Below are 25,676 nucleotides of genomic sequence, written 5' to 3'. Positions count from 1 at the left end.
CTTGACCTGCACCACGACCCGTACAGGAGAAACCCATGACACGCGCCGGCCGCAGCGGCAGCCACCGGAGCAAGAAGAAGCGCCTCGTCCTCGCCCTGGCCCCGGTGGCCGCCCTCGCCGTGGCGATTCCGCTCATGGCCAACGCGGGCGCGGCCACCCCCAGCCAGGTGGACGCCGACTGCAAGAACGACTCGAACGAACTGGAGAACTGCGAGTTCGTGCCCGTCCAGAACAAGGCGAACAGTTTCGGCCCCAATGAGCGGGTGTCCGCCGTGGAGAGCAACTGCGGTTTCGACACGGAGGAGAGGAAGAGCTTCTCCGTGGCCGCCGAGGTGACCAGGGTCATTCAGACGGAGAGCGGTTCCAGCATCTCCGGCGGCACGAAACTGGGGAACTCGGTCTTCGAGATCGGCGTCCAGTTCGCCATTCAGGACATCAACATCAAGCGCGACGACACGACGACCGGTATCTCCTTCACCAGGAACGGCACCATGCAGCCGGACCACATCGCGTTCTTCATGTGGTCGCACAAACGCACCGACGTGAGCGGATTCCTCCGGGCCACCTACAAGAAGGAACAGGACGGCCAGAAGGTGTTCTTCTCCCCCAGCGAGGGAGCCACCAGCGTCCATGTCTTCTACCCGCAACTCCTCAAGAACGGAACGCCGGACGGCCGCCTCTGGCTGCGCAACGTGAAATGCGGCACTCCGCAGGCCGACGGGATTCTGAGGAGCCAGAACAGCGTGCGCGTCGAGCCCGGGTTCGGTGAGGCCGGCGAGAATGTCACCGACGTCGAGATTCCGCTGTCGGAGATCCCGCTGTCGGAGGTCACGGCGTCCTGACGGATCCCGGCGTCCTGCCGCTCGATGTTCTCAGGTGCGAAGCACGGGCGAGGCTCCCAGCCACCGCAGGACCGCGTCCGTGCTGCCCCGGGCGTCCAGCTTGGCGTAGATGTTGCTGAGGTTGTTGCGGACCGTCTTCTCGCTCAGCCGTAACCGCAGGCCGATCTCCTGGGCGCCCAGCCCGGTCGACAGCAGCTCCATGATCTGCCGCTCGCGCGGCGAGAGCAGCGACCGCAACCGCTCCATCGTGTACCCGGCCGTGGGCAGCCGCCGGACCCCCTCCCGCAGGGCCGCGCAGGCCGCCGGGGAGAGGTAGGTGTGGCCGACCGTGGCGCCCACGACGGCCGAGGACAGCATGCAGGTGCAGTAGTCGCCCTCGACGAGGTAGCCCGCTCCGCCGCGGAACACCTCGATGATCGTGTCGACGTCCCGGCGGGGACTGATGACGATCACGGGAACGTCCCGTCCGAGCTCGCCGAGCGCCTCCAACGGGTCGTGGCAGCGCAGGACGACCACGTCCACGCCCTCGCCGGGAACCCGGAAGGGCGGTGTCAGCCGCGTGATCCGGCCGACGTGCCGGTCGTCCGGCGCCGGCCAGTCGGCGTGCGGCCACTCGCCCTCGGCGCAGGCGAGGGCAACGGAGAGTCGCTGGGAGGATCGCACGTCAGGTGTCCTTCCGCCGGAACCGAGTCGTCCGTACGTCCGTACATACGCGGCCCGGCGGGAGTCTGTTCAAGTTTCAAAGAGAACCTGTCTGACAGGTGGTTGCTCGGTCGGGTCCCTCCCCGCTCACAGCAGTGGCGCCACCTCGGCGCCGAACGCCCGGATCTGGTCGGTGAGTTCGGTCCGGCTCCGGCTGCGGAACCGGACCTGGAGCTGGTTCACGCCCATCGCCCCGTAGCCGCGCAGCGACTCCGCGAGGGCGTCCGGGGCCCCGGTGAGGGTGCGGCGGCCGGTGTCCCAGCCGGGGGCGCCGACGTACAGCGGCTCGGCGATGGCGCCGACGGTGAACGGCCCCCGCAGGCCGGCCCCTTCGCGGATGCGCCGGATCCGGTCGATCCGGTCGGACAGCCGGTCCCGCGGGTCGCCCTGCGGCAGCCAGCCGTCACCCCTGAGCGCGGCCCTCCGTACGGCGACCGGGGACGATCCGCCGACCCACAGCGGGACGTGCGGCTGGGCGGGCCGGGGCCGCTGGCCCAGGTCGGCGAAGTCGTGGAGCTTGCCGTGGTGTTCGGGGAACTCGTCCGGGCCGAGGGCGGCGCGCAGGGCGTCGATCGTCTCGTCGAGCACGGCGCCGCGCCGCTCGAAGTCCACGCCGAGCGCCTCGAACTCCTCCCGTACGTGGCCCGCCCCGACCCCGAGGATCAGCCGCCCGCCGCTGAGGTGGTCGAGGGTGGCGTACTGCTTGGCGGTGGGGAGCGGGTGGCGCAGGGCGACGACGGCGACATGGGTGAGCAGCCGTATGCGCTCGGTCGCGGCGGCGACGTGGGCGAGGGTGGCGACGGGGTCGTACCAGACCGTGCTCATCGCGGGCGCCAGCCGGCGCGGGATGGCCACGTGGTCGCAGCAGGCGACGTACGCGAACCCGGCCTCCTCGGCGGCCCGCGCGACGGCGACGAGGTCGGCGGGGCCGGCGGCGGTCTCCCAGGGCTCGGTGTAGAGGGTGCTCTGGGACTGGACGGGGAGCTGGATGCCGTACTTCACGGCGACCACAGCCCGTCGGGCGTGAGCTGGAGCAGGTCGATCGCGTTCCCCCGTACGATCCGCTCGACGACGTCGGGGGCCAGGTGCCCCATCTGCGCCTCGCCGACCTCCCTCGACTTCGGCCAGGTGGAGTCGGAGTGGGGGTAGTCGGTCTCGTACAGGACGTTGCCCAGGCCGATGGCGTCCAGGTTCCGCAGTCCGAAGGCGTCGTCGAAGAAGCAGCCGTAGACGTGGTCGGCGAAGAGCTCGGACGGCGGACGGTGGACCTTGTCGGCGACGCCGCCCCAGCCGCGGTTCTCCTCCCAGACGACGTCGGCGCGTTCCAGGATGTACGGGATCCAGCCGATCTGGCCCTCCGCGTACATCACCTTCAGGTGGGGGAAGCGCTCGAACTTGCCGCTCATCAGCCAGTCGACCATCGAGAAGCAGCAGTTGGCGAAGGTGATGGTGGAGCCGACGGCGGGCGGCGCGTCCGCGGAGGTGGACGGCATACGGCTGCTGGAGCCGATGTGCATGGCGATGACCGTGCCGGTCTCGTCGCAGGCGGCGAGGAACGGGTCCCACTCGTCGGTGTGGACGGAGGGGAGGCCGAGGAACGGGGGTATCTCGGAGAAGGCGACGGCGCGGACGCCGCGGGCGGCGTTGCGGCGGACCTCGGCGGCCGCCAGCTCGGCGTCCCAGAGGGGGACGAGGGTGAGGGGGATGAGCCGGCCGTGCGCGTCCGGGCCGCACCACTCCTCCACCATCCAGTCGTTGTAGGCGCGGACGCAGAGCAGTCCGAGGTCGTGGTCCTCGGCCTCGGTGAAGGTCTGGCCGCAGAAGCGGGGGAAGGTGGGGAAGCAGAGGGCCGACTGGACGTGGTTGACGTCCATGTCGGCGAGGCGGGCGGGGACGTCGTAGGAGCCGGGCCGCATCTGCTCGTAGGTGATGACTTCGAGCTTGATCTCGTCCCTGTCGTAGCCGACGGCGGTGTCGAGGCGGGTCAGGGGGCGGTGCAGGTCCTCGTAGACCCACCAGTCGCCGAGCGGGCCGTCGTCGGTACCGGGGCGGCCCATGACGGGCTTGAAACGGCCGCCGAGGAAGGTCATCTCCTTCAGGGGTGCGCGGACCGTGCGGGGTCCGGTGTCGAGGTACTTCTTCGGGAGGCGGTCCTGCCAGACGTCGGGGGGTTCGACGGTGTGGTCGTCGACGGAGATGATCCACGGGAAGGGCGCGGTCCCGGGGTTCGTGGTCTCGGGGTTGGTCGTCTCGGGGTCCATGTCGGCCACGGTAGCGCTGATCTGACGGAGCGTCAGCTACCGTGCCGTGTGCGGGGGTCTGCGATGAGGATGTGCGGAGTTTGTGGACTCCCGTGCGCCCGGCTGTGATCGGGGTCTCCCGCGGCTGACGGTTCCGGCATGGACAGGGCAAACTGACCTGGATGGTCAGAAAGCCGAGGGGGACTCCGATGGACGACCGTGTACCTCGCGTGCCGGAACAGCGACGTCCCGACGCCTCCGAGGAGCCGGGTGCCGCGCTGCGCTTCGGCGTGCTCGGGCCCGTACGCGCCTGGCGTGGCGGGGAGCCGCTCCCGACGGGCTCCCCGCAGCAGCGGGCCCTGCTCGCCGCGCTGCTGCTGCGGGAAGGCCGCACCGCGACGGCCGGTGAGCTGATCGACGCGCTGTGGGGCGAGGAGCCTCCGTCCCAGGCGCTGGCCGCGCTGCGGACGTACGCCTCACGGCTGCGGAAGGTGCTGGACACCGGGGTGCTGGTCAGCGAGTCCGGCGGGTACGCGGTGCGCGGCCTGCGGGACGGGGCGCTGGACCTCGCCGAGGCACAGCGGCTGGCGGCGGACGCGGACAAGGCGCGGGCGGCCGGCGATCCGGGCCGCGCGCGGGAGGCGCTGAACCGGGCGCTCGCCCTCTGGGACGGCGAGGCGCTGGCGGGCGTGCCCGGCCCGTACGCCGAGACCCAGCGGGTCCGCCTGGAGGAGTGGCGCCTCGGCCTGCTGGAGTCGCGCCTGGACATGGACCTGGAGCAGGGCTGCCACGCGGAGGCGGTCTCCGAACTGACCGCCCTGACCGCGGCCCACCCCCTGCGCGAACGCCTGCGTGAGCTGCTGATGCTGGCCCTCTACCGCAGCGGCCGGCAGGCGGAGGCGCTCGCCGTGTACGCCGACACGCGTCGCCTGCTGGCGGAGGAGCTCGGCGTCGACCCCCGGCGCGGCCTGCGGGAGCTGCAGGAGCGCATCCTGCGCGCGGACCCGGCCCTGGCGGAACCGTCGGCCCCGGCCGCCGAACCCCCCGCCGCCCCGGTCCGCCCCGCCCAACTCCCGGCGACCGTCCCCGACTTCACCGGCCGGACGTCCTTCGTGCGGGAGCTGAGCGAGGTGCTCGCGGCGGCGTCGGGCAGCGAGAGCCGGGTGATGGCCGTCTCCGCGCTGGCCGGCATCGGGGGCGTCGGCAAGACGACCCTCGCGGTCCATGTCGCCCACCAGGCGCGGACCGCCTTCCCCGACGGACAGCTGTACGTCGACCTCCAGGGCGCGGGCCAGCGCGCGGCCGAACCGGAGACGGTCCTCGGCGCCTTCCTCCGCGCCCTCGGCACGGCCGACTCGGCGATCCCCGACTCGATGGAGGAACGGGCGGCGCTGTACCGGTCGGTCCTGGACGGCCGCAGGGTCCTGGTGCTGCTGGACAACGCGAAGGACGCGGCACAGGTACGACCGCTGCTGCCGGGCACCGAGGGCTGCGCGGCCCTCGTGACGTCACGGGTGCGGATGGTGGACCTGGCCGGCGCCCACCTGGTGGACCTGGACGTGATGTCCCCGGACGAGGCCCTGGCCCTCTTCACGAGGATCGTCGGCGAGGAGCGGGTGGAGGCCGAGCGGGAGGCCGCCCTGGACGTGGTCGCGGCCTGCGGCTTCCTGCCGCTCGCCATCCGCATCGCGGCGTCCCGGCTGGCGGCCCGTCGTACCTGGACGGTGTCCGTCCTGGCGGCCAAGCTCGCCGACGAACGCCGCCGCCTCGACGAACTCCAGGCCGGCGACCTGGCCGTCAAGGCCACCTTCGAACTCGGCTACGGCCAGCTGGAACCCGCCCAGGCGAGGGCCTTCCGCCTCCTCGGCCTGGCCGACGGCCCCGACATCTCGCTGTCCGCGGCGGCAGCGGCCCTCGACCTGCCGACCGAGGACACCGAGGACCTCCTGGAAGCACTGGTGGACACCTCCCTCCTCGAATCGGCCGCCCCCGGCCGCTACCGCTTCCACGACCTCGTACGCCTCTACGCGCGTGCGTGCGCGGAACGCGACGAGCAGCCGCCCAGCGAGCGGGAGGCCGCGATGTCGCGGCTCCTGGACTTCTACCTGGCCACCGCGGCGGGCGTGTACGCGATCGAACGGCCGGGGGAACGGGTCCTGGACCACCTGAGCCGCGGCAACTACCCCGGCCTGGTCTTCACCGACCGCGGCAGAGCGCTGGACTGGCTGTTCACGGAGGCCGCCGGACTGCTGGCGGCCGCGCAGCAGGCCACCACGGCCGGCATGCTGCGCAGAGCCGCCGACCTGCTCGTCGTGTGCGTCGACCTCGGCGAGTCCGGGATCAGCTCCCGCCAGTACGTCCTCGCCGCCACCGCGGTGATCGAGGCGGCCCGGCGGACGGGCGACGCCTACGCCGAAGGCCGGGCGCGCCTCATGCACAGCCACCTCCTGGGCGTCTCGGGCCAGTTCGAGGAGTCGGACCGGGAGGCGAGTGACGCACTACGGCTCGGACTCGCCGTCGACGACCCCGTCGTCTGCGCCCAGGCACCGAACCAGCAGGGCATCATCGCCCTCTACAACGGGCGCCACGACGAGGCGGAGCGGCACTTCACGCGCGCGCTGGCCGCGTTCCGCGCCGACCGGAACAAGCCCGGTGAGGCCAGCGCCCTGTGCAACCTGTCCCGGGTGCACCTGGCGACCGGGCGCACCGAGAGCGCCGTGTCGCTGGCCCGCCAGGGCGTCACCCTCTACGAGCGGGACAACACGGGGATGGCGCTGCGCCTCGCCAACGGCAAGTACGCGCTCGGGCTGGCGTTGACGCGTGCCGGGGACACGCGGCTGGCGCTCGACACCCTGAGCGACGCCCTCGCCGTCTTCCAGGACGCCAGGCAGCGCCTGTGGCACGGCATGACGCTCTTCCGCCTCGCCGAGGTGCATCTGGCCGAGGTCCATCGGGCCGACGGAGCCGCCGCCCAGGCCGCCGCCCACGCCGAGCAGGCACTCGCCGTCCTGCACGGCATCGGCGGCGAGTGGCGCCGTGCCAACGTCCTCACGGCGCTGGGGCGCGGACTGTACGGCGTCGGCCAGATCGACCGTGCGAAGGTCTGCTGGCAGGAGGCCCTCGGCATCTTCGAGACCACCGGGTCGCCCGAGGCCATGGACGTGCGGAAACTGCTGGCCGCCGCGCCTGTCGGCTGAGGGAACGGGCCGGCGTTCATTGTTCGTTTATCGCCGCCCGGCACTTTTGCAGCTACCGGTCCGTCGCATCGGGGGGCAGACGGCTCGGTGCCGGCCACACCACTAAGGTGAACGGCCTTGCGATGTCCCTCCCGGCGGCCCGCGGGGGAGCTGCCGGACGGATATCGCGTCTGTTTTGCTCTGTTCTGTTCTGTTTCGTGATCGTTCCGCGATTCAAGGAGTTACCTCATGGCCGACACCACCGGCGACGTCAACCCCAACGACTTCCACGCCACCGGCGAGGAGACCGAGGCCCCCGCGGCCGTCGCGACCGCCGAGGCCGGCGAAGAGATCGCGACCAAGGACTTCCACGCCACCAGCGAGCCCCTGCTCAAGCCCACGGACTTCCACGCCACCAGCGAGCCCGCCAACTGACCACACCCGCACGGGGACCGGCCGCGGCGGCACGGAGGGGGAGCCGCCGCGGCCGAGGTGTGTGCAGTCCGCTTCCCGAAGGCCGGTCACGGGCTGTGGAGGGCTTCGCCGATTTCGCGGGCGACGCGCTCGTGGGAGAGGTACTCGTCGATGTCGTGGGCCCGGTCGCTGCCGTTGGCGACGGCCAGTTGGGCGAGTTTGCCCCAGCGGGGGTCGTCCAGGGGGCAGCCGATGGCGACGGCGTCGGTCGGGGACCAGGTGTTGAGCCAGTGGCGAGCCCTGCCGGGGCGGTGGGGTCCTCCGGCGAGCAGGCGCTCGTTCACCGCGTTCATGCCCAGGGGGCTGCCCGCCGTGACGAACAGGGTGAGGTCGAGGGGGTCCGGAAGCCGGCCGATGAGGTCCATGCCCACGACGGTGCCGAGACTGTGGGTGATCAGTACCAGTTGGCCGGTGGTCGGCATGGTTTCGAGCACGGTGTCCAGTACCGCGTCGCGGACCTCTCGGTCGCTGAGGTAGCGGCTGACGTCCCGGAAGAGGAGGGCGATGCTCCACTCGTCGACGTCGGTTCTGGCCGCCAGCCAGCGCAGGGGCCGGTTCAGCCTGCTCACCACGGTGTCGCCGAAGCCCTCGGTGGTCTCCGGTCCGTCCTGCGGCATTCCCGCACGGTGTGCCGCTTCGAAGAGCAGCTGTTCGTAGAGGCCCGACGGTGCCTCGGCGGCGAACTGTTCCGCGGCCGAGGCGGCGGTCGGCTCCCCGGCCTCGAAGGCTCCGCTGACGGCCTCCGTCCAGCCCATGAGAGCGCCGAGCCGGTCGCCGTAGTACGGGAACCAGACGTGCTCCGGGTCGATCGTGGGCAGTCCCGCGATGGTGAGCCCTCGGTTCAGTCCGGAGGCCCAGGTACGGCGGAGCACCTCGGGCTCCTTCCTGTGCTGGCGCCTGCCGTGCAGGAAGACCAGGTGCCGTTCACCGCCGCCGAAGGTGCTGCCCCGGGCCCGCAGTCCGGTGCGGGCGGGCCGCAGAGCCTCGGGGCGGGCGCCCACGGCGGGCGCGGCCGTTCTCTCCGGTCCGGGCGGGACCTGAGTCTCCACCGGCTCGGGCGGTACCGGCGTCTCCAGCGGGCCGGGCAGGACGCCCTGGCCGAAGCCGGAGTCCGGTCCCATCTCCGCCAGGAGCGCGCGCCGCGCGGGGTCGAAACTCATCGCGGCCAGGTGCCTCATGATGGAGCTGATGCGGACGCCTTCGTTCGCGATCCACTCGATCGTGTCGTCATCGTCGCCGCGGCGCCACAACTGGCCGTCCTTGCGCAGCACCCGTCCCTGGGAGTCCGTCTTCGGTACGCCTCTGTGGTGCAGGGCCACCACTTCCCACTGGTCGTTGAAGACGGGGGATCCCGAGTTCCCGGGTTCCGTGTCGGTCTTGTAGTGGAGGAAGTCGTCCAGCCGCACCAGAAGGGTGTTGTCGCGCAGGGCGATCTCCTTCAGACGGCCGTTGGGATGGCCGATGATGTTCACGCGTTCGCCGATGACCAGGTTGCCGACCTGGGCGGCGAGCGGGTTCCAGCCGAAGATCTCCCCCGGAGGGCGGCCGTCCGCGGCCGGGGCGACGGCCACCAGGGCGTAGTCCAGCCGCCTGTCCGCGGCGAAGAAGGCGTCCGGGTCGAACTCCATCCGGACCACCGTGTCCGGGACGTTGTCGATGGTGACCTGGGCGTTGAACTCCACGACGCAGCGCCGGGCGAAGCCCGCCTCCGGCAGTACGTGGTGGTTGGTCATCAGCAGCCGGGGCGAGACCAGGAAGCCGGTGCCGTGGGGGATCTCCCGGCCCCCCTGGCGCAGGGAGATACGGGCGACGGTGGCGGCGGCCCGCGCACCGCGCGGCAGAAAGCTCCATGCCTGCAGCTCGTTGGAGAGGCTGATGATCCGCTCGCTGGCCTGCGGAAGGTCCATGGGCTCGGCGTGGATGCCCGCCACCACCGCCGAGGGCGGCAGTCCGCCACGGTCGAGGATCCGCGCGGCGCGCAGACGCAGGGTCTCCGGGGGCTCGGGGAGCTCCCCCGCGTCCAGCCGCTCCTCGATGCGCTCCCGTTCCCCCGCCGACTCCCGGTACCGCCGGGCCGCGTCGACGGCGTGCTCGTGCAGCTCGTCGTGTGAGTCGCCTGAGTCGCCTGAGTCGCCGTCTGTGGAGGCTTGCGAGCCGGCTGACTCTGCTGAGGTGTGCGAGTCCCGTGAGTGTTGCGAGTCGCGTGAATCGCTCGTCGCGGCCATGGCTTCCACCGTCCTGTCCGGGCTGTCGGCGCTACGTCGGCCTCCCTCCCAGTAGCCGGGCAGACGGCCGGCGCCGCAAAGCCGGCGGATGCGACCGGGTGACGGACGCTCACCGGTACCAGTACCGGTGCCGGTCCCGACGCGCCCTCACGGCCACAGCAGCTCTCGCCGCCACCCCCCGTCCTCGGCGCGATACCTCACCCGCACATGCCTCCTCCGCTCGTCCCCCTGGAAGAACTCCACCGACTCCGGCAGCAGGCGGTACAGCGTCCATGTGGCGGACTCGGCCGCCGGTTCCGTGCGGGCCCGTTCCCACGCCTCCTGCGACGCCTCCGCCAGCTCCTCCACCGACCCGAGGATCTCGCTCTGCCGCCCGGTCAGCGCCGCCGCCAGGGCCCCCGTCGACCTCGCCCGCAGATCCGCCCGGGCCTCCGCCGCCGTACCCGTCGTGACCGGGCCGCGGAGGCGGACCTGGCGGCCGAGCGTCGGCCAGTAGAAGGCGAGGGCCGCGTAGGGGCGGGAGGTCAGGGCGCGGCCCTTGGCGCTGGTGCGGTGGGTGCCGAAGGACCAGCCGGACTCGTCGGCGCCGTGCAGCATGACGATCCGTACGTCGGGGCGGCCGTCCTCGTCCGTCGTGGCCAGGGACATGGTGTGCGGCTCGTGCTCGCCCGCCGCCACGGCCTCCGCGAACCAGTCGACGAACAGTGCCAGCGGGCTCGCGGGGGCGGTGGCGGGGTCGAAGGGAGGGAGGGTCGTCGTGTCCGGGTCCCAGACCCGCAGTGACCTCAGGAGGTGGTGGAGATCCGGTGCCATGGGGTCATGGTCACACCTGGCCCAGGTCCGACGACACCCACCTCTCGGGGCGCATGTGGATCACCATCTGCTCGCCGTGTTCCTTCCAGGCGTAGTCGACGTATCCGTCGACCTTGTCCGCCGGCAGGTAGCGCGCCGAGATGTCGCGCAGCTCCTCCTTCGTCGCCGGCTCGGTCGCCACGACCGGGCCCTCGACCGACACGTAGCGGATCGTCGGCTCCAGGCGGTCCACCAGGAGGGTGAAACGGCCCGCCGCCTCGATCAGGCCGTACTTGCGGGAATCGCGGGCCGTCATGATCCATACCGCGCCGCCGGGCTCGTACCAGTACCAGATCGGGACGGAGAGGGGCGCGCGTCCCGGGCCTCCGTCCACGGACAGGGCGGCGACATGGGGTTCGGCGAGGAACTGCTCGCGTTCGTCGCGGGTCAGGGGCATTGTCGTCCACTCTCCTTGGGTGCGGGTGGTCGTCGGCGGCAACAGCGGGGCCGCCGGTCGGCTTCCCCTCCGCCCCGTACGACGATCAGTTCCGGCCAAGTACCACCGTTCCCGACGAGCAGAACCAGCCCCCGGTCCCGGACGCCACCCCCAGCTCGGGCAGGCTGCCGTCCGGCCGGCGCACCTGGCGTGCGCCCGCCTCTCCCCTGAGCTGCCGTACCGCCTCCACCAGCAGGAACAGCCCGCGCATCCCGGGGTGCTGGGCCGACAGACCGCCGCCGTCGGTGTTCACCGGCAGCTCGCCGCCCGCCACCCGCAGCCGGCCCTTGCCGACGAACGCCCCGCCCTCCCCCTTCCCGCAGAAACCCAGGTCCTCCAAGGTCACGAGGGTCATGTAGGTGAAGGCGTCGTAGATCTGCGCGAAGTCCATTTCCGATGCCCTCACCCCGGCCCGCTCGAACGCCAGCCGTCCGCTGACCGCCGCCGGGGACACCGTGAAGTCCCCCCACTCGGACATGGCGGCATGCGACACGTGTTCGCCCGCGCCCAGCACCCACACGGGTTCCGTGCGGCAGTCCCGCGCGTACTCCTCGGCCGCCAGCAGCACCGCGGCCCCGCCGTCGGAGCGGAGGCAGCAGTGCAGCTTGGTGAACGGGTCCGCGATCAGCGGGCCGGACAGCACCTCGTCCACCGTGAGGGGGGTCCGGAACATCGCCTCGGGGTTCAGCGCCGCGTTCGCCCGGGCCTGGACGGCGATCTCCGCGAGCTGCTCGATCGTCGTACCGAACTCGATCATGTGGCGGCGGGCCGCCATCGCGTACTTGGCGATCAGCGTGTGGCCGTAGGGGACCTCGAACTGCGTGGGGCCACGTCCGCCGAAGGGCAGTGTGCCCGTGCGGCGGCCGGCGCGTATGTCCGCCCGGGCCGTCGAACCGTACGCCAGGAGCACCGCGTTCGCGCGGCCCGCCGCGATCGCGTCCGTCGCGTGGGCCGCCATGACCTCCCAGGTCGAGCCGCCCACCGACGTCGAGTCGACCCACCTCGGCCGCAGGCCCAGGTAGTCGGCGACCTCCACCGGCGCCAGCGTGCCGAGGCCGGCCGACGCGAAGCCGTCGATCAGCGCCCGGTCCAGGCCCGCGTCCGCCAGCGCGCGGCGGGCGGCCTGCGCGTGCAGGGCGTACGGGGTGGCGTCGTCCACGCGTCCGCAGTCGGAGAGGGCGACGCCGACCACGGCGACCTTCCGGCTTCCCTGCACGACGGGAGTCATACGACGCGCCTCCTGACCCTGGGCATCTCGTTGCGGCACCCCTAATATGACGGTCCGTCAGATCCGGGGGAAGAGTCAGGGAAGAACCAGGGAAGAGCCAGGGAGCTGTGGTCATGGACGCCCGCTTCACCGCCGAACAGGACGACATCCGCCGTACCCTGCGCGAACTGCTCCACAAACGCTGCGGGTTCGAGGACGTCCGGTCAGCCGTCGACACCCCCGCCGGACATGACCCCGCACTGTGGGCCGCCCTCGCCGACCAGCTCGGCCTTCCCGGGCTCGCACTCCCCGAGGCGTACGGCGGGGTCGGCTGCTCGCCCACCGAGCTGGCCCTCGCCGCCGAGGAGACCGGCCGGGCCCTCGCCCCCAGCCCCCTGCTCGCCACCGCCGCCCTCGCCGCCCCGCTCCTCCTCGCCCTCGGCACCGAGGCCCAGCGCACCGAGCACCTCCCCCGCCTCGCCGCCGGGCACCTCACCGCCGCGCTCGCCGTCCCTGGGCCCGTTCTCGCCACCGCGCTCGCGCTGACCGGAGCCAACGGCGGTGACTGGGCCGGGGGCGGGCGCGCGGGCGGCGTACAGGCGCGGCGGGACGGAGACCGCTGGCGGCTGTACGGCGAGGTCGCCCAGGTGCTCGACGGGCACAGCGCCGACCTGCTGCTCGTCGCCGCCCACACCGGGGGGTACGCCCGCTCCCGCGTCCTGCTCTTCCTCGTGCCCGGGGACGCGGCCGGGCTGGTACGGGCGCGGCAGACCGCCCTCGACGCGACCCGACCACAGGGGCGCATCCAACTCCGGGACGTGGAGGCCCGGTTGCTGGGGGAGCCCGACGCAGACGTCCGTACCGCCCTCGCCGCCACCGGCGACACCGTCGCCGCCCACCTCGCCTGCGAGGCCGTCGGCGCCGCCGACCGGGCGTTGGAGCGGACCGTCGAGTACGTGGGGCGGCGTGAGCAGTTCGGGCGGGCGATCGGGTCCTTCCAGGCCGTGCAGCACCGGCTGGCCGATGTGTACGTGGCGGTGCAGTCGGCCCGCTCGGCCGCCTACTACGCCGCCTGGGCCGGGCCCGCCCGGACGGGTGAGGCGGTCGGCGGGCTCGCCCTCGCCCAGGCCCTTCAGGCCCTGCGCACCGCCGCCGCCGAGGCCGTGCAGCTGCACGGCGGCATAGGGTTCACCTGGGAGCACGAGGCGCACCTGTACTTCAAGCGGGCCGCCGGCGACGAGCTGCTGTTCGGGCCCGTGCACCGGCTGCGCGCCCATGCGGCCGACACGGCCGGGCTCTTCGAGACGGGGGTGGTCATGTGATCGGCGTCAGGCTCGTGCAGAAGGTGTCCTCCACCCGGGCCTTCGCGAAGGCCGGCCCGCACCTCATCCCCCTCCTCGACCGCGCCGTGCACCGCCTCACCCGGGGGAAAGTGCTGCTCAGCGCCCAGATGCTGCCGGGTGTGGTGCTCACCTCGACCGGCGCCCGCAGCGGGCTGCCCCGGCGCACCCCGCTCGCCTGCATGCCCGAGGAGGACGGCTGGATCCTCATCGGCTCCAACTTCGGCCGCCCCGGCCACCCGGCCTGGACCGCCAACCTCCTCGCCCACCCCGACGCCGAGATCAGCTGGAAGGGCACCGACATCCCGGTGACCGCCCGACTCCTCACCGGAGAGGAACGTGCGGCGACCTGGCAGGCCGTCCTGGCCTTCTGGCCGCCCTACGCCACCTACCAGGCGCGGATCGACCGCGAGATCCGCCTCTTCAGCCTGACGAGCCGGACGGGACACCCCGCGTAGCGCACACCGCACCGGACGACCCGGCCGACCGTGCCGCTTCGGTCGGATCCCACCGGCCGCCCCCCTGGCAGGGCGGGGCGTATTGCGTCGGACGACTCCCGACAGAGCAGGCGCACGCCGCATCGCGCGACCCCCCACAGACGGGCGGACGACGCAACGGCAACCCCACGGCAGGGCAGGCGCGCGCCGCATCGCGCGACTCCGCACGGGCGGGCGGGACGGCGCATCGGCGACTTCCGGCGGCGCGGGGCGTGCTGCTTGGGCGACTCCGCACGGGCGGGCGGCCGGCACATCGGCGACCCCCCGGCAGGGCAGGCGCGTGCCGCATCGCGCGACTCCGCACGGGCGGGCGGGACGGCGCATCGGCGACTTCCGGCGGCGCGGGGCGTGCTGCTTGGGCGACTCCCCACAAAACGGGCTGCCGGCACATCGGCGACCCCACGACAGGGCAGACGCGCGCCGCAACAGGCGAATCCCCACACGCGGACGGCCGGCACATCGGCGACGCCCCGCAGGGCAGGCGCGTTGCCGCATCGCGCGACTCCGCACGGGCGGGCGGGACGGCGCATCGGCGACTTCCGGCGGGGCGGGGGCATGCTGCTTTGCGCGACTCCCCCAGGCGGGCGGACGACGCATCGGCGCCCCCACGACAGGGCAGACGCGCGCCTCAACAGGCGACTTCCGGTACGACGGGCGGACGTCGGCGTCGGAGGCCGCGCCCGGCGCGGCGGGCGGGTGCCGCGTCGAACGGGCCCGGCCGTGCGTGCTGCGCGGGGCTTCCCCCCGGGCAGCGCGTCGCCGCAGTGGGCCGTCCTACAGCGCGTGCTGCACCAGCAGGAACGCCCCGATTCCCAGCATCGCCGCCCCGGATGTGCGGGTCACCGCACGCGCCGCCGCCGGTCGGGCCGAGAGGACCGCGCGGGACAGGGTGCCGACCATGCCGTAGACGAGGGCGCAGCACGCCATGTGGAGCAGGCCGAGGACGACGGTCTGGGCGGCCACCGGCAGGTGCGGCCCGGTGCTGCTCCCGGTCACCAGGAACTGCGGCAGCACCGACAGATACAGCAGCAGCCCCTTCGGGTTCAGGCCGCTGATTGCCGCGCCGCGCAGGAAGACCGACGTACGGGACGCCGCCACCGGCTCCTCGCCTGCCCCGGGGACTCCGGGACGTCGTACGACGTTCCAGCCGAGCCACACCAGATATGCCGCGCCCGCCACGGTCAGCGCCGTGAGCAGCGCGGGGGAGCCGGCGACCAGGACGGCGAGGCCCGCCGCCGCGAGGGCGGTGTGCAGGGCGTAGCCGCTGACCAGGCCCGCCACCGCCACCCCGACCGAGCGGCCGCGCAGGCCGGCGGCGATGGTGTACGCCCAGTCGGCGCCCGGCACGCACACCAGCAGCAGGTCGAGGGCGAGGAAGGAAAGCAGCGGTCCGATGTCCATGCTGGTGACATTAGGCGCGTATGTCTCGAAAGTGTTTCTTAAGTTTGCCGGGGTGTGCGCTTGATGGGGGAAGATTTGCCTCATGGACGACGTGGACCGGAAAATCCTTGCCGAGCTGCAGCTGGACGGGCGGCTGACCGTGACCGAGCTGGCCGCGCGGGTGCGGCTGAGTGTCTCGCCCTGTCACCGGCGGCTGCGTGAGCTGGAGCGGTCGGGGGCGATCAGCGGGTACCGGGCGGTGGTGGAGCCGGCTTCGGTGGGGCTGACCTTCGAGGCGCTGGTCTTCGTGTCGATGCGGCAGGAGGACCGGGACACGGTCGCCGAGTTCGAGAGCGCGCTGGCCGGCATTCCGCACGTACTGGAGGCGGAGCGGCTGTTCGGGGAGCCGGACTATCTGCTGCGGGTGGCCACCGCCGACCTCGCCGCCTTCCAGCGGCTGTACGACGAGCGGCTGGCGACGCTGCCAGGGGTGCAGCGGCTGACGTCGACGCTGGTGATGAAGCACGTGGTGAAGGACCGGCCGCTGCCCGCATAGCCCGCACAGCAGCGGGCGGTGGCCCCCCGGTGCGACAGATGCACCGGATGAGCCACCGCCCGCCAGACAGGACTTGAAAGTTACTTGGTCGGCTTCTTCCCGGTGACGCCCAGATGCACCAACAACGCCAGATTCGGCTTGAGTTCGGCCTGCTTCACGCCCCAGCTGGTGAAACCCTTCTGGTGCGAGGCGACCGCGGCGAGCATGGCGACGAGCGAACCGGCGATCGCCGCCGGGTTCACGTCCTTGTCCACCCGGCCCTTGGCCTGCAACTCGGCGACGGCGTCCGAGAGGGAGTTGTTGACCGAGTTCAGGATCTTCATGCGGATCTTGTAGAAGCGTTTGTCGCCCTCGGAGGCGCCGAGGTCGACCACGCGCAGGATCGCGTCGTTCTTCCGCCAGAACTCCAGGAATCCGTCGACGAGTTCCTGCGCGGTCTGCCAGCCGGCCTTGCCCACCCAGGAGCGCCCCTCGACCAGCTCGGTCAACCCCGCGCCCTCGGCGGCCATTTGCTCGGCGATCTCCAGGACGGCACCCTCGACGTCCGGGAAGTACTGGTAGAAGGTCGCGGGCGAAGTGCCCGCCTTCCGGGCGACGTCGATGACCTTGACGTCGCGGTACGGAGAAGAGCTGAGCATCTCACTGAGGCAGTCCAGCAGCTTCTGCCGCGTCGCCTGCCCGCGCCGACCGGCCACGCGGCCGTCGACGGTACGCACTTGTCCTGTCATGCCGTCAGCTTACCGAGGGGTGATCGGAGCGCGATTCGGCCGACTGCAAATGGGGTGCACGGGTGTACGGAGGCGGGTGTTGCTGGTCTGCGCGGTGCGCGGGCCGCCGTTACTTTGGGCGCATGGCCGAAAACAGCGCGGTGTACGCAGAGGGTGTCCCCTGCTGGGTCGACGCCCAGCTGCCGGACGTGGACGCGGGCGAGCGGTTCTACGGTGAGCTCTTCGGGTGGACCTTCGAGGAGGCGTACGGCGGATCGATGTGGGCCAGGCTGGAGGGCGAGCCGGTGGCCGCGCTCGCACACAAGGCGGACGGCCGGCTGCCCACCGTGTGGACGGTGTACTTCGCCGCCGCGGACCTGGAGGCGACCGCCCGCCGTGTCCGGGCGGCCGGGGGACAGCTGGTCATGGCGCCGCTGGCGGTCGGCGCACTGGGCACCGCCGCCCTCGTCACCGACCCCGAGGGCGCCGTCTTCGGCCTGTGGCAGGCGGGCGACCACCCCGGCTTCCGCAGGCGCCACACGCCCGGGTCCTTCGCCTGGGCGCAGCTCTACGCCCGGGACACCGAGGCCGCGAACACCTTCTACGGCGGTCTCTTCCACGACGCCCTGTTCGGACCGGACGCCGACCCCGACTTCGGCCGGGCGCCCGTCTCCGACGTCTTCCCGGCGGAGATGCCGCCGCACTTCCTCGTCCACTTCGGGGTGGCCGACTGCGAGGCGGCGCTCGGCACGGTGAGTCGGCTGGGCGGGCGGGTCCAGGCGGGACCGTTCACCGCCTCCTATGGCACGGTCGCCGTCGTCACGGACAATCAGGGGGCGTCGTTCGCGCTGCTGGAGCGGTAGCAGGGTCTGTTCGCCCCCATTCAGCGTGAGACACCCCTTTTGTCACCGGGTTCGCAACCGGCCGCCCGGCCAGGAAGAATCGGGGTGCGTGCCGCCACGGCGGTGCGGTGGTGAGACGCTGCACTTCGGCCGCGTACACATAGTGGGTGGCGTGGCCCGTACGGGGAGGTGGCAGGCAAGTGGTGGATCAGCTGACGCAGCACGATCCGCGGCGGATCGGGCCGTTCGAGGTGCTGGGACGGCTGGGTGCCGGCGGCATGGGGCTGGTCTATCTGGCGCGCTCGGCGTCCGGTCGGCGGGTGGCGATCAAGACGGTCCGCACGGAACTGGCCGAGGACCAGCTCTTCCGTGTGCGCTTCACGCGGGAGGTGGAGGCGGCCCGGGCGGTCTCCGGCTTCTACACGGCGGCCGTGGTCGACGCCGATCCGCGTGCGGCCGTGCCCTGGCTGGCCACGGCGTACGTGCCCGCGCCCTCCCTCGAGGAGATAGTGAACGACTGCGGCCCGCTGCCGGCGCAGGCGGTGCGCTGGCTCGCGGCGGGCGTCGCCGAGGCGCTCCAGTCCATCCACGGCGCGGGGCTCGTCCACCGTGACCTCAAGCCGTCCAATGTGCTGGTCGTCGAGGACGGCCCCCGGGTGATCGACTTCGGCATAGCATCCGGCGTGTCGAACACCCGTTTGACGATGACGAACGTCGCCGTCGGCACCCCTGCCTACATGTCCCCCGAGCAGGCCAAGGACTCGCGGAGCGTGACCGGCGCCAGCGATGTCTTCTCGCTCGGCTCGATGCTGGTCTTCGCCGCCACCGGGCACCCGCCCTTCCACGGCGCCAACCCCGTCGAGACCGTCTTCATGCTGCTGCGTGAGGGCCCCGACCTGGAGGGACTCCCGGACGAGCTGCGCCCGCTCATCGAGTCCTGCATGCAGATGGACCCCACGGCCCGCCCCAACCCGGCCGACCTCCAGGCCCAGCTCGCCCCCCACCTCTTCGGCTCCGGCTCCGACGACAGCGGTACGGCGTCGGCGTGGCTGCCCGAGAAGGCGGTCGCCATGATCGAGGCGCGCCGCGGCGGCCGGCCCGCCGCCAGGCCGGCCCCCACGACCGGCCGCAGCGCGGGCGGCCGGGGCGGCTCCGGCGGCGGAGTGGGCCCGGGGGGCGGCCTGCCCGCCGTACCGCCCCCGCCGCCCCACGACCCGGTCGTACCGGCCCACCCGGCCCAGCCGCCCGCTCCCGCTCCCGTGCCGGTCGCGGTCGGTGCCCCCGACACCGGCCCGGTGCGGCTGGCCGGCGCGGCCGTGCCGATCGGTCCCGGCCCGCGCGTCGCCGACGTACGCGCCACCGCCGCCGTCCGGGCCCCGGCCCCCGACCCCGGCCTGGTCGCCTCCTGGTCCCGCCCGCGCCCCGGCGTCAACGGCGCCGACCCCGCCGCGCCGCAGGCGCAGGCCGCGCCCGCCGCGCCCCCGGAGGCGTCCGGCTGGCGGCCCTGGCGGTTCCGTATGTCCAACGACGTGTGGGGCACCCCGTCCGTGGCCGGTGACCTCGTCTACGTCACCTCCTTCGAGGTGCACGCGCTCGACGTGGCGACCGGCCGGCGGCGCTTCAAGACGCGGGACGTGGCCTGGTCGATGGCGGTCGCCGACGGCCGTATCCACGCCTCCGACGGGCCCACCCTGTTCGCCCTGGACTGCCGCGAGGGCATGGACCTGTGGCGCGTCCAGACGGACGCCTGGGTGTACACGCTCCAGGCCGACCGGGGCACGGTCGTCACCGGCACCCGGGGCGGCGGCGTCCAGGCGTGGGAGGCGGCGAACGGGCAGAAGCTCTGGGAGATCACCGGCTGCCAGACCGACTTCGAGTCCCCCGAGGCGGGCCCCCAGGTCCACGAGGGCACCGTCTACGTCTGGCAGGACGCCCGTCTGCGCGCCCTGGACGCCCGCACCGGCGACGAACGCTGGGCGTACCCCATCGGCGACGCGGCCTCCTGCGGCGGCGTCCCGGTCCGTGTCACCCCGGCCCCCGACGGCTATGTGTACGTCTCGGCCGGCACCCGCGTCCTCGCCGTCGACGTGGCCGGCGGCATGGTGCGCTGGCACTTCGAGGCCCCGGCGGTCTTCCTCAGCCCGCCCACCTTCGTGCCGGGCCCGGCGGTCACCGGCGGCGGCGTGTACCTGGCCGACTACCTCGGCACGGTCTACGCCCTCGACGCCACCGACGGCCGCGACCGCTGGCGCATCGCCACCGAGTCCCGCGCCTCGATCGAGCCGGTGCTGGTCGCGGCGGGCCATGTGCACGTCGGCAGCGGCAAGGGGCTGTACACGCTGGACGCGGTGACCGGCACCCCGAAGTGGCGCTTCCAGGCGGGCGGCGACATCGTCGGCGCGCCGGCGGTCGCCGAGGGCCGCATCCACTTCGGCTCCACCGACCACCTCCTCTACACCCTGAAGGCCGACGACGGCCGCCTGAGATGGAAGCTCGCCACGGGCGGCGAGATCACCGGCTCGCCGGTGGTGAAGGACGGCGTCGTGTACGCGTGCAGCAAGGACCGCTGCGTGTACGCGCTGGACGCGGAGAAGGGGACGGGGACGGCACGTACCGCGTGAAGCGCGTGAGTGCGGCTGCCGGGGAGGGCCGTCGGGGCGCCGACTCCCGCTTCCCGGCACTTCGGCGGCGCGACGGACACGCGGCTTTGGAACGGCGGGTGCGCACCGTGATCAGCGGGCCGGTGCATTGGCCGGCCTGTGGGAGAGCCGTCGGCGCGGCGTACTGAGCGAGGCTGCGCGACGGGCCGCGGGAGCTGGCTCATCGACCGGGCTGCGGGACGGCCGTCGGGGCCAGCGCATGGGCCGGGCTGCGGGACGGCCGTCGTACCGGGCGTCACGGAAGGGGATCCAGACGGCGGCCGTCACTGCGGGAAACGGCGGGCCGCGCCGCTCCCACCCCAGACGCTACGCCGGGTACGCGCCGGTCGCCAGGCAGTGACATGGCCGTGACAGCGGACCCCTAGGGTGACGGCCATGCATCGACGGGCACACACCCTCAGACTCGCGGCCGTCTCGGCCCTGGTCGTCCTCGCACTGACCGGCTTCTCCACGGGCCGCGGCCACGGCAGCAGCGGCAGCGGCGACGGAGGCGGGGGCGGCGGCTGCAGCAGCTCCAGCCAGAACCACGACAGCTCGTCGTCCAGCGGCGGCTCGTCCGGCTCCAAGCACGACGACGATGACGACGACACCACGGTCGACGACACCACGGTCGGCGACGGCACCTCGACCTCCCTCCAGGCCGCCCTGGTGGAGCTGATCAGCTGCGTCACCCCGGAGCAGCCGCACGCCACGGTCAAGGTCACCAACCCGAACTCCTCGGACGGCACCTTCACCGTCAGCGTCAGCTTCTACGACCAGAAGGACGGCACGCTCATCGTCAACCAGAGCGTCGTCGCCCAGGTCCCCGCCCTCGGGGAGGCGGAGGTCCAGGTGGCGCCCACCGACCCTGCCGACGCGGCACGGATCGGCCACTGCGAACTCAAGGGCGCGGCACTCCCGGTCACCTGACAGAAGATCACCTCACCCGGAATCGCCCACCCCTCCGCCCGGCGAACAGCTCCGCCTGCCGCCCGGCGGGCAGATTCCCCAGCGCGATGAGATGCGGCGCCTGCGCGAACGCCGCCGCCCGGGCCGCCTCCTGCGCGGCCCACAGCGCCCGCACGGTCCCCTGGACGCCCGCGGCCGGATACCCGGCGAGCACCGAGGCACAGGCGAGGGCGGCGGCCGACGCCCTGCCGGGTTCGGTGAGTTCGGAGACCAGCCCGATGTCATGGGCCCGCCGCGCGGAGATCCGCTCGGCGGTCCCCATCAGCATCATCCGCGCGACCTCCCCGTACGGCATCCGGTGCGCCATCAGCGTCGACTCGTAGGCGCTGACCATGCCGTACGTCGTATGCGGATCGAAGAAGCAGGCATCGGCCCCCGCGACGACGAACTCGCACTCCCCGAGCAGATAGAAGGCACCTCCGCAGGCCATCCCCTCGACGGCGGCGATGACGGGCTTCCACAGGTCGTTCGCCTTCGGCCCGACCGTGAGCAGCGGATCGTCCTGCATGTACGGGGAGTTGGGCTGGGGCACGACGGTGTCACGGTCGATCCCGGTACAGAAGGCGCGCGTGCCGGAGGCGGCCAGCACCACGGCCCGTACGGAGTCGTCGAACCGCAAGTCCCGCCACACGTCCCGCAGTCGCCCGGCCATGTCACCGTCGATGGCGTTGAGCCGGTCCGGCCGGTCAAGGGTGACGACGGCGACGCCGGAGTCGGCGTGGACGCGCACGCTCACGGCCGCCGCTCCAGGACCCACTGCGGAAGATGCCCCTCACCAAAGACGACCTGGACCCGAGCGCCGATACGAAGCCGCTCCGCCGGTACGGAGTCGAGAGCCGCCCCCGCCTCGGAGACGAGATTCCCGACGAGCCGGATCCCCGGATGCTCGGCGAGTTCGACGACGACCACGTTGTACGGCGCCTGGTCCGCGTAGTCGGCGAGGAGGGGCGGGTGCGGAATGACGTACGACCAGATCCGCCCCCGCCCGGACACGGCCCGCCACTCGCTCGCGAAGGACTGGCAGTGGGGACAGCAGGGCCGCGGCGGGAAGCGGGGTTCGGCGCAGTCGGCGCAGGTCTGGACACGGAGTTCGCCCTGGGCGGCGTACCGCCAGAAGGGCGCGCCGTCGGGGTCGGTGACGGGGGTGAGCATGGGCTCAGCTCCTGAGGAGGAGGGCGGAGGTGGGTACGCCTTCGCCGGCGGTGACGAGGCAGGTGGCGGCGCCGGGCACCTGGGCGGTGCTGGTGCCGCGGAGCTGCTTGACGCCTTCGGTGATGAGGTTGAACCCGTGGATGTACGCCTCGCTGAGCCCGCCACCGGCGGTGTTGAGCGGCAGCCGTCCGCCGATCTCCAGCGCCCCGCCCTCGGTGAAGGCGCCCCCTTCCCCTCGCCCGCAGAAGCCGTAGCCCTCCAGGGAGAGCGGTATGAGAGGCGTGAACGCGTCGTAGATCTGGGCGACATCGACGTCCTGCGGGGTGAAGTCGGCGTGCTTCCACAGGTGTCGGGCGGCGGCCCAGGAGGGGCCGGTGAGGGGATCGTCGGTCCAGTAGTTGACCATGCCGTGGTGCTGGGCGGGCAGCGCCTGGGCGGCGGAGTGGACGTGGACGGGAGGCCGCCGGCAGTCGCGGGCGCGCTCCCGTGAGACGACGACGCACGCCAGCGCACCGTCTGTCTCCAGGCAGTTGTCGAAGAGGCAGAGGGGTTCGCTGATCCACCGCGCGCTCATGTACATGTCCCTCGTGAGGGGCCGTTCGTACATGATCGCGGCGGGGTTCTGGTTGGCCCGGTTGCGGCAGGCGAGGGCGACGTTGAAGAGATGGTCCCGGGTCGCGCCGTACTCGTGCATGTAGCGGCGTGCGAGCATGCCGATCTCGTCGACGGGCCGGAGGAGCCCGAAGGGCCGGGTCCACTGGGCGGGCGTGGGCAGTTGGGCGGCGGTATTGGTCCACGGGCGGGGCCCGCTGCCCCGCTTCCGCGACCGCCAGGCGACCCCTACGGTGGCCTGCCCGGCGGCGATGGCGGCGGCGAGGTGGGCGACGGTGGCGCAGGATCCGCCGCCGCCGTACCCGACCTTGCTGAAGAAGGAGAGGTCGCCGAAACCGACGGCCTTGGCCAGCTCGACCTCGTCGGTCTCCTCCATGGTGTACGAGGCGAGGGCGTCGACCTCGCCGGGTGCGATCCCGGCGTCGTCGAGGGCGGCGAGGACGGCTCGGCAGGCGAGGGTCTTCTCGTCGTCGGGGAGGTGCTTGGCGAAGCGGGTCTGCCCGATGCCGACGATCGCGGTGGCGTCCTTGAAGGTCACGGGGCACGCACCTCCGTATCCGTATGGGCGTGGCTGACAGGTCGTCAGGTTACAGCTAATCTGACGGTCAGTCAGCTACGGGTGGTGGGGAGGTGACCGATCGTGGAATGCCGGAACATCCCTGATCTGGTCCGCTGGGCGGCGGCACGGTACGCGGACACGGAGGCGGTGGTGGACGGCCGTACGCGGATCACCTACGCCGAGCTCGGCGCCCGCGTGGAACGCGCGGCGGCCGCCTGCCTGGCCCGGGGTCTGCGGCCCGGCGACCGGGTGGCGGTCTGGGCCCCCAACTCCCTGGAGTGGATGGTCGCGGCCCTGGGCGCGGTGACGGCGGGCGGCGTCCTGGTCCCGCTCAACACCCGCTTCAAGGGCACGGAGGCGGCGGACGTCCTGCGCCGCAGCGGCACGCGGCTGCTCTTCGTGACGGGGACGTTCCTGGGGACGTCGTACGTGGCGTCGCTGAGGCGGGCGACCGGGGCAGGGCCGGGTGCTGCCGGTCCGCTGCCCGGCCTGCCGGATCTGGAGACGGTGGTGGTCCTGTCGGAGGACGCGCCGCCCGACTTCCTGACCTGGAAGGACTTCCTTGCGGGCGGGGAGGGGGTGGGGACGGCCGAGGTGGGGCGAGTGCGGGTGCCCCCGGCATCGGACGTGATCTACACCTCCGGCACGACGGGCCGCCCCAAAGGCGCGGTCATCACCCACGCCCAGACCCTCCGCGCCTACGACATCTGGAGCGACCTGGCCGGCCTGCGCCACGGCGACCGCTACCTGATCGTCAACCCCTTCTTCCACACCTTCGGCTACAAGGCGGGCGTGATCGCCTGCCTCACCCGGGGCGCGACGATGATCCCCCAGCCGGTCTTCAACGTGAACACGGCCCTGGCCAACGTCGCCTCGGAACGGGTCTCGGTCCTCCCCGGCCCCCCGACCCTCCTCCAGTCCCTCCTCGACCATCCGGCGCGCCGCGACTACGACCTCTCGGCGCTCCGGCTCGTCGTGACGGGCGCGGCGGTCGTGCCCCTGCGCCTGGTGGAACGCCTGCGGGACGAACTCGGCGTGGACACCGTCCTGACGGCGTACGGCCTCTCCGAGGCGTCCGGCGTGGTGACGATGTGCCGCCGCGGGGACCGCCCCGAGGTGATCGCCTCCACCTCGGGCCGGGCCATCCCCGGCACGGAGGTCAAGGTGGTCGACCCGGTGGGCCGCACCCTGGCCCCCGGAAGGCCGGGCGAGATCCTGGTCCGCGGCTTCAACGTCATGCGCGGCTACGACACCGACGAGCCGGCGACCCGGAAGGCCCTGACCTCCGACGGCTGGCTGCGCACCGGCGACGTGGGCGTTCTGGACGCCGACGGCAACCTGCGCATCACGGACCGCCTCAAGGACATGTTCATCGTCGGCGGCTTCAACGCCTACCCGGCGGAGATCGAGCAACTGCTGGCCCTGCATCCCGATGTGGCGGACGTCGCGGTGATCGGCGTACCGGACCCCCGCCTCGGCGAGGTCGGCAAGGCGTACGTGGTGCGCCGACCGGGCTCCCTCGTCACCGCCGACGACCTGATCGCCTGGTCCCGCCGCGAGATGGCGAACTACAAGGTGCCGCGGACGGTGGAGTTCGTGGCCGACCTCCCGAGGAACGCGAGCGGGAAGGTGGTGAAGGGGGAGCTGCGAGGGCGGTGATCAGGCGGGGCCGGGCTGTCGCCGGTCCTCGACCCGGAGGTCGAGGTGGGGCCAGTGGGCGGAGGGCAGTTCGAGGGGCAGTGCGGGCAAGTCCTGGGCCGGAAGGAAGTGAACGGTGGTGCCGGTGGTGCCGTCGCCGGCGAGGGGGACGAGGTCGGTCACGGGGAGCCCGTGCTCGTACCGCTGACTCCAGGAGCCGTTGAGCCGCCGATTGGTGTGCACGAGCCACTCACTGAGCGCGGCGACGACGGACATACCGCGCCGGGGATGTCCGTCGGGGAGCCGCTGGGCATCCGGAGCGTCGAAGAACCGCAGATCCTTGGTGGCCATGACGGGCTTCCTCACCGCCCGCCCCCGCTCATCGAACCGCGTATCGGTCCCCCGCCCGTCATCGGCGACGGTGACGGACCCGTCGGGGTGGAGGCTGACGACACAGCGCCCCACCCCTCGCCCCCGGCTCTCCGCCTCGTCATCGGCATAGGCGAGCACCTCCAGCACGAGATGCCAGACCCCACCCGGAGCGAACACCTCGGGCCGCTGCCGCACGTACCCGAGATGCCCCTCATCGACAGAACGGCCCCAGTCATGCGTGCCGTTGACCCATTCACCC

Annotated in this window: 23 protein-coding genes; 10 read left to right on the top strand and 13 right to left on the bottom strand. The window is 72.6% G+C overall.

Annotation, left to right across the window (positions count from 1 at the left end; all coding sequences use genetic code 11):
- The first annotated feature begins 35 nt into the window (after positions 1-35).
- Positions 36-842, top strand: coding sequence for a hypothetical protein (locus ACH5AC_RS24105; protein WP_398864114.1), 807 nt, complete (start codon positions 36-38; stop codon positions 840-842).
- A gap of 30 nt (positions 843-872) precedes the next feature.
- Here the strand turns inward: ACH5AC_RS24105 and ACH5AC_RS24100 are convergent, their stop codons facing one another.
- The 3 genes from ACH5AC_RS24100 to ACH5AC_RS24090 all read right to left on the bottom strand — a co-directional run bounded on the left by ACH5AC_RS24100 (position 873) and on the right by ACH5AC_RS24090 (position 3,805).
- Positions 873-1,505 (bottom strand): LuxR C-terminal-related transcriptional regulator, encoded by a 633-nt coding sequence (locus tag ACH5AC_RS24100; protein ID WP_398864113.1) that lies wholly within the window; start codon positions 1,503-1,505, stop codon positions 873-875.
- 126 nt (positions 1,506-1,631) lie between these two features.
- The gene (locus tag ACH5AC_RS24095; RefSeq protein WP_398864112.1) at positions 1,632-2,546 is read right to left on the bottom strand and encodes a TIGR03619 family F420-dependent LLM class oxidoreductase; all 915 of its coding nucleotides are present in this window, start codon (positions 2,544-2,546) and stop codon (positions 1,632-1,634) included.
- Positions 2,543-3,805, bottom strand: coding sequence for an amidohydrolase family protein (locus ACH5AC_RS24090; protein ID WP_398864111.1), 1,263 nt, complete (start codon positions 3,803-3,805; stop codon positions 2,543-2,545). The genes ACH5AC_RS24095 and ACH5AC_RS24090 overlap by 4 nt, the downstream gene beginning before the upstream one ends.
- A gap of 188 nt (positions 3,806-3,993) precedes the next feature.
- Between ACH5AC_RS24090 and ACH5AC_RS24085 the strand changes: the two genes are divergently transcribed.
- Both ACH5AC_RS24085 and ACH5AC_RS24080 read left to right on the top strand, forming a co-directional pair.
- Positions 3,994-6,981: an AfsR/SARP family transcriptional regulator gene (locus ACH5AC_RS24085; protein WP_398864110.1), complete on the top strand. Its 2,988-nt coding sequence runs from the start codon at positions 3,994-3,996 to the stop codon at positions 6,979-6,981.
- Positions 6,982-7,209: 228 nt separating this feature from the next.
- The gene (locus ACH5AC_RS24080; protein ID WP_398864109.1) at positions 7,210-7,395 is read left to right on the top strand and encodes a hypothetical protein; all 186 of its coding nucleotides are present in this window, start codon (positions 7,210-7,212) and stop codon (positions 7,393-7,395) included.
- Between the two features lie 86 nt (positions 7,396-7,481).
- On the opposite strand, the gene ACH5AC_RS24075 is transcribed toward ACH5AC_RS24080, so the two are convergent.
- The 4 genes from ACH5AC_RS24075 to ACH5AC_RS24060 all read right to left on the bottom strand — a co-directional run bounded on the left by ACH5AC_RS24075 (position 7,482) and on the right by ACH5AC_RS24060 (position 12,175).
- Positions 7,482-9,659: a trypsin-like serine peptidase gene (locus ACH5AC_RS24075; protein WP_398864107.1), complete on the bottom strand. Its 2,178-nt coding sequence runs from the start codon at positions 9,657-9,659 to the stop codon at positions 7,482-7,484.
- Positions 9,660-9,806: 147 nt separating this feature from the next.
- Positions 9,807-10,472, bottom strand: coding sequence for a pyridoxal 5'-phosphate synthase (locus ACH5AC_RS24070; RefSeq protein WP_398864106.1), 666 nt, complete (start codon positions 10,470-10,472; stop codon positions 9,807-9,809).
- Positions 10,473-10,482: 10 nt separating this feature from the next.
- Complete coding sequence (locus ACH5AC_RS24065; protein ID WP_398864105.1) at positions 10,483-10,908, bottom strand: pyridoxamine 5'-phosphate oxidase family protein; 426 nt, start codon at positions 10,906-10,908, stop codon at positions 10,483-10,485.
- A gap of 85 nt (positions 10,909-10,993) precedes the next feature.
- Positions 10,994-12,175 carry a thiolase C-terminal domain-containing protein gene (locus ACH5AC_RS24060; RefSeq protein ID WP_398864104.1) on the bottom strand — a complete coding sequence of 394 codons (1,182 nt, stop codon included), beginning with the start codon at positions 12,173-12,175 and terminating at the stop codon, positions 10,994-10,996.
- 113 nt (positions 12,176-12,288) lie between these two features.
- On the opposite strand from ACH5AC_RS24060, the gene ACH5AC_RS24055 reads away from it, so the two are divergent.
- Positions 12,289-13,476 carry an acyl-CoA dehydrogenase family protein gene (locus ACH5AC_RS24055; RefSeq protein WP_398864102.1) on the top strand — a complete coding sequence of 396 codons (1,188 nt, stop codon included), beginning with the start codon at positions 12,289-12,291 and terminating at the stop codon, positions 13,474-13,476.
- Positions 13,473-13,952, top strand: a complete 480-nt coding sequence (locus tag ACH5AC_RS24050) for a nitroreductase family deazaflavin-dependent oxidoreductase (protein WP_398864100.1) — start codon at positions 13,473-13,475, stop codon at positions 13,950-13,952. The genes ACH5AC_RS24055 and ACH5AC_RS24050 overlap by 4 nt, the downstream gene beginning before the upstream one ends.
- 813 nt (positions 13,953-14,765) lie before the next feature.
- Here ACH5AC_RS24050 and ACH5AC_RS24045 read toward each other — a convergent pair.
- Positions 14,766-15,392 carry a LysE family translocator gene (locus ACH5AC_RS24045; protein ID WP_398864098.1) on the bottom strand — a complete coding sequence of 209 codons (627 nt, stop codon included), beginning with the start codon at positions 15,390-15,392 and terminating at the stop codon, positions 14,766-14,768.
- An 82-nt stretch (positions 15,393-15,474) separates the two neighbouring features.
- Between ACH5AC_RS24045 and ACH5AC_RS24040 the strand changes: the two genes are divergently transcribed.
- A complete protein-coding gene (locus tag ACH5AC_RS24040) occupies positions 15,475-15,927 on the top strand; it encodes an Lrp/AsnC family transcriptional regulator (RefSeq protein WP_398864097.1) in 453 nt (150 codons plus the stop codon).
- Between the two features lie 80 nt (positions 15,928-16,007).
- Here ACH5AC_RS24040 and ACH5AC_RS24035 read toward each other — a convergent pair whose 3' ends face one another.
- Positions 16,008-16,643 (bottom strand): TetR family transcriptional regulator, encoded by a 636-nt coding sequence (locus ACH5AC_RS24035; RefSeq protein ID WP_398864230.1) that lies wholly within the window; start codon positions 16,641-16,643, stop codon positions 16,008-16,010.
- A 134-nt stretch (positions 16,644-16,777) separates the two neighbouring features.
- Here ACH5AC_RS24035 and ACH5AC_RS24030 point away from each other — a divergent pair, with 134 nt between their 5' ends.
- The 3 genes from ACH5AC_RS24030 (at position 16,778) to ACH5AC_RS24020 (ending at position 21,045) form a co-directional block, all read left to right on the top strand.
- A complete protein-coding gene (locus ACH5AC_RS24030) occupies positions 16,778-17,497 on the top strand; it encodes a VOC family protein (protein WP_398864096.1) in 720 nt (239 codons plus the stop codon).
- 179 nt (positions 17,498-17,676) lie between these two features.
- Positions 17,677-20,097, top strand: coding sequence for a PQQ-binding-like beta-propeller repeat protein (locus ACH5AC_RS24025; protein ID WP_398864095.1), 2,421 nt, complete (start codon positions 17,677-17,679; stop codon positions 20,095-20,097).
- Between the two features lie 414 nt (positions 20,098-20,511).
- Positions 20,512-21,045 (top strand): hypothetical protein, encoded by a 534-nt coding sequence (locus ACH5AC_RS24020; RefSeq protein ID WP_398864094.1) that lies wholly within the window; start codon positions 20,512-20,514, stop codon positions 21,043-21,045.
- 7 nt (positions 21,046-21,052) lie between these two features.
- Here ACH5AC_RS24020 and ACH5AC_RS24015 read toward each other — a convergent pair whose 3' ends face one another.
- Genes ACH5AC_RS24015 through ACH5AC_RS24005 form a run of 3 tightly spaced genes read right to left on the bottom strand, consistent with a single transcriptional unit; the run spans position 21,053 to position 23,386 of the window.
- On the bottom strand, positions 21,053-21,820 hold the full coding sequence (locus ACH5AC_RS24015; protein WP_398864093.1) for an enoyl-CoA hydratase/isomerase family protein: 768 nt from the start codon (positions 21,818-21,820) through the stop codon (positions 21,053-21,055).
- Entirely contained in the window at positions 21,817-22,236 is a 420-nt protein-coding gene (locus ACH5AC_RS24010; RefSeq protein WP_398864092.1) for a Zn-ribbon domain-containing OB-fold protein, read from the bottom strand. The genes ACH5AC_RS24015 and ACH5AC_RS24010 overlap by 4 nt, the downstream gene beginning before the upstream one ends.
- A 4-nt stretch (positions 22,237-22,240) precedes the next feature.
- Entirely contained in the window at positions 22,241-23,386 is a 1,146-nt protein-coding gene (locus ACH5AC_RS24005; RefSeq protein ID WP_398864091.1) for a lipid-transfer protein, read from the bottom strand.
- Between the two features lie 102 nt (positions 23,387-23,488).
- Between ACH5AC_RS24005 and ACH5AC_RS24000 the strand changes: the two genes are divergently transcribed.
- The gene (locus tag ACH5AC_RS24000; protein WP_398864090.1) at positions 23,489-25,066 is read left to right on the top strand and encodes a FadD3 family acyl-CoA ligase; all 1,578 of its coding nucleotides are present in this window, start codon (positions 23,489-23,491) and stop codon (positions 25,064-25,066) included.
- Here the strand turns inward: ACH5AC_RS24000 and ACH5AC_RS23995 are convergent, their stop codons facing one another.
- Entirely contained in the window at positions 25,067-25,612 is a 546-nt protein-coding gene (locus ACH5AC_RS23995; protein WP_398864089.1) for an ATP-binding protein, read from the bottom strand.
- Between the last annotated feature and the right edge of the window lie 64 nt (positions 25,613-25,676).

The organism is Streptomyces sp. NPDC018693, from assembly GCF_044391385.1.
In the GTDB taxonomy this organism is placed as follows: Bacteria; Actinomycetota; Actinomycetes; order Streptomycetales; family Streptomycetaceae; genus Streptomyces.
The sequence above is the reverse complement of the archived record's forward strand: the minus strand, read 5'-3'. Positions and strand labels throughout refer to the sequence as shown.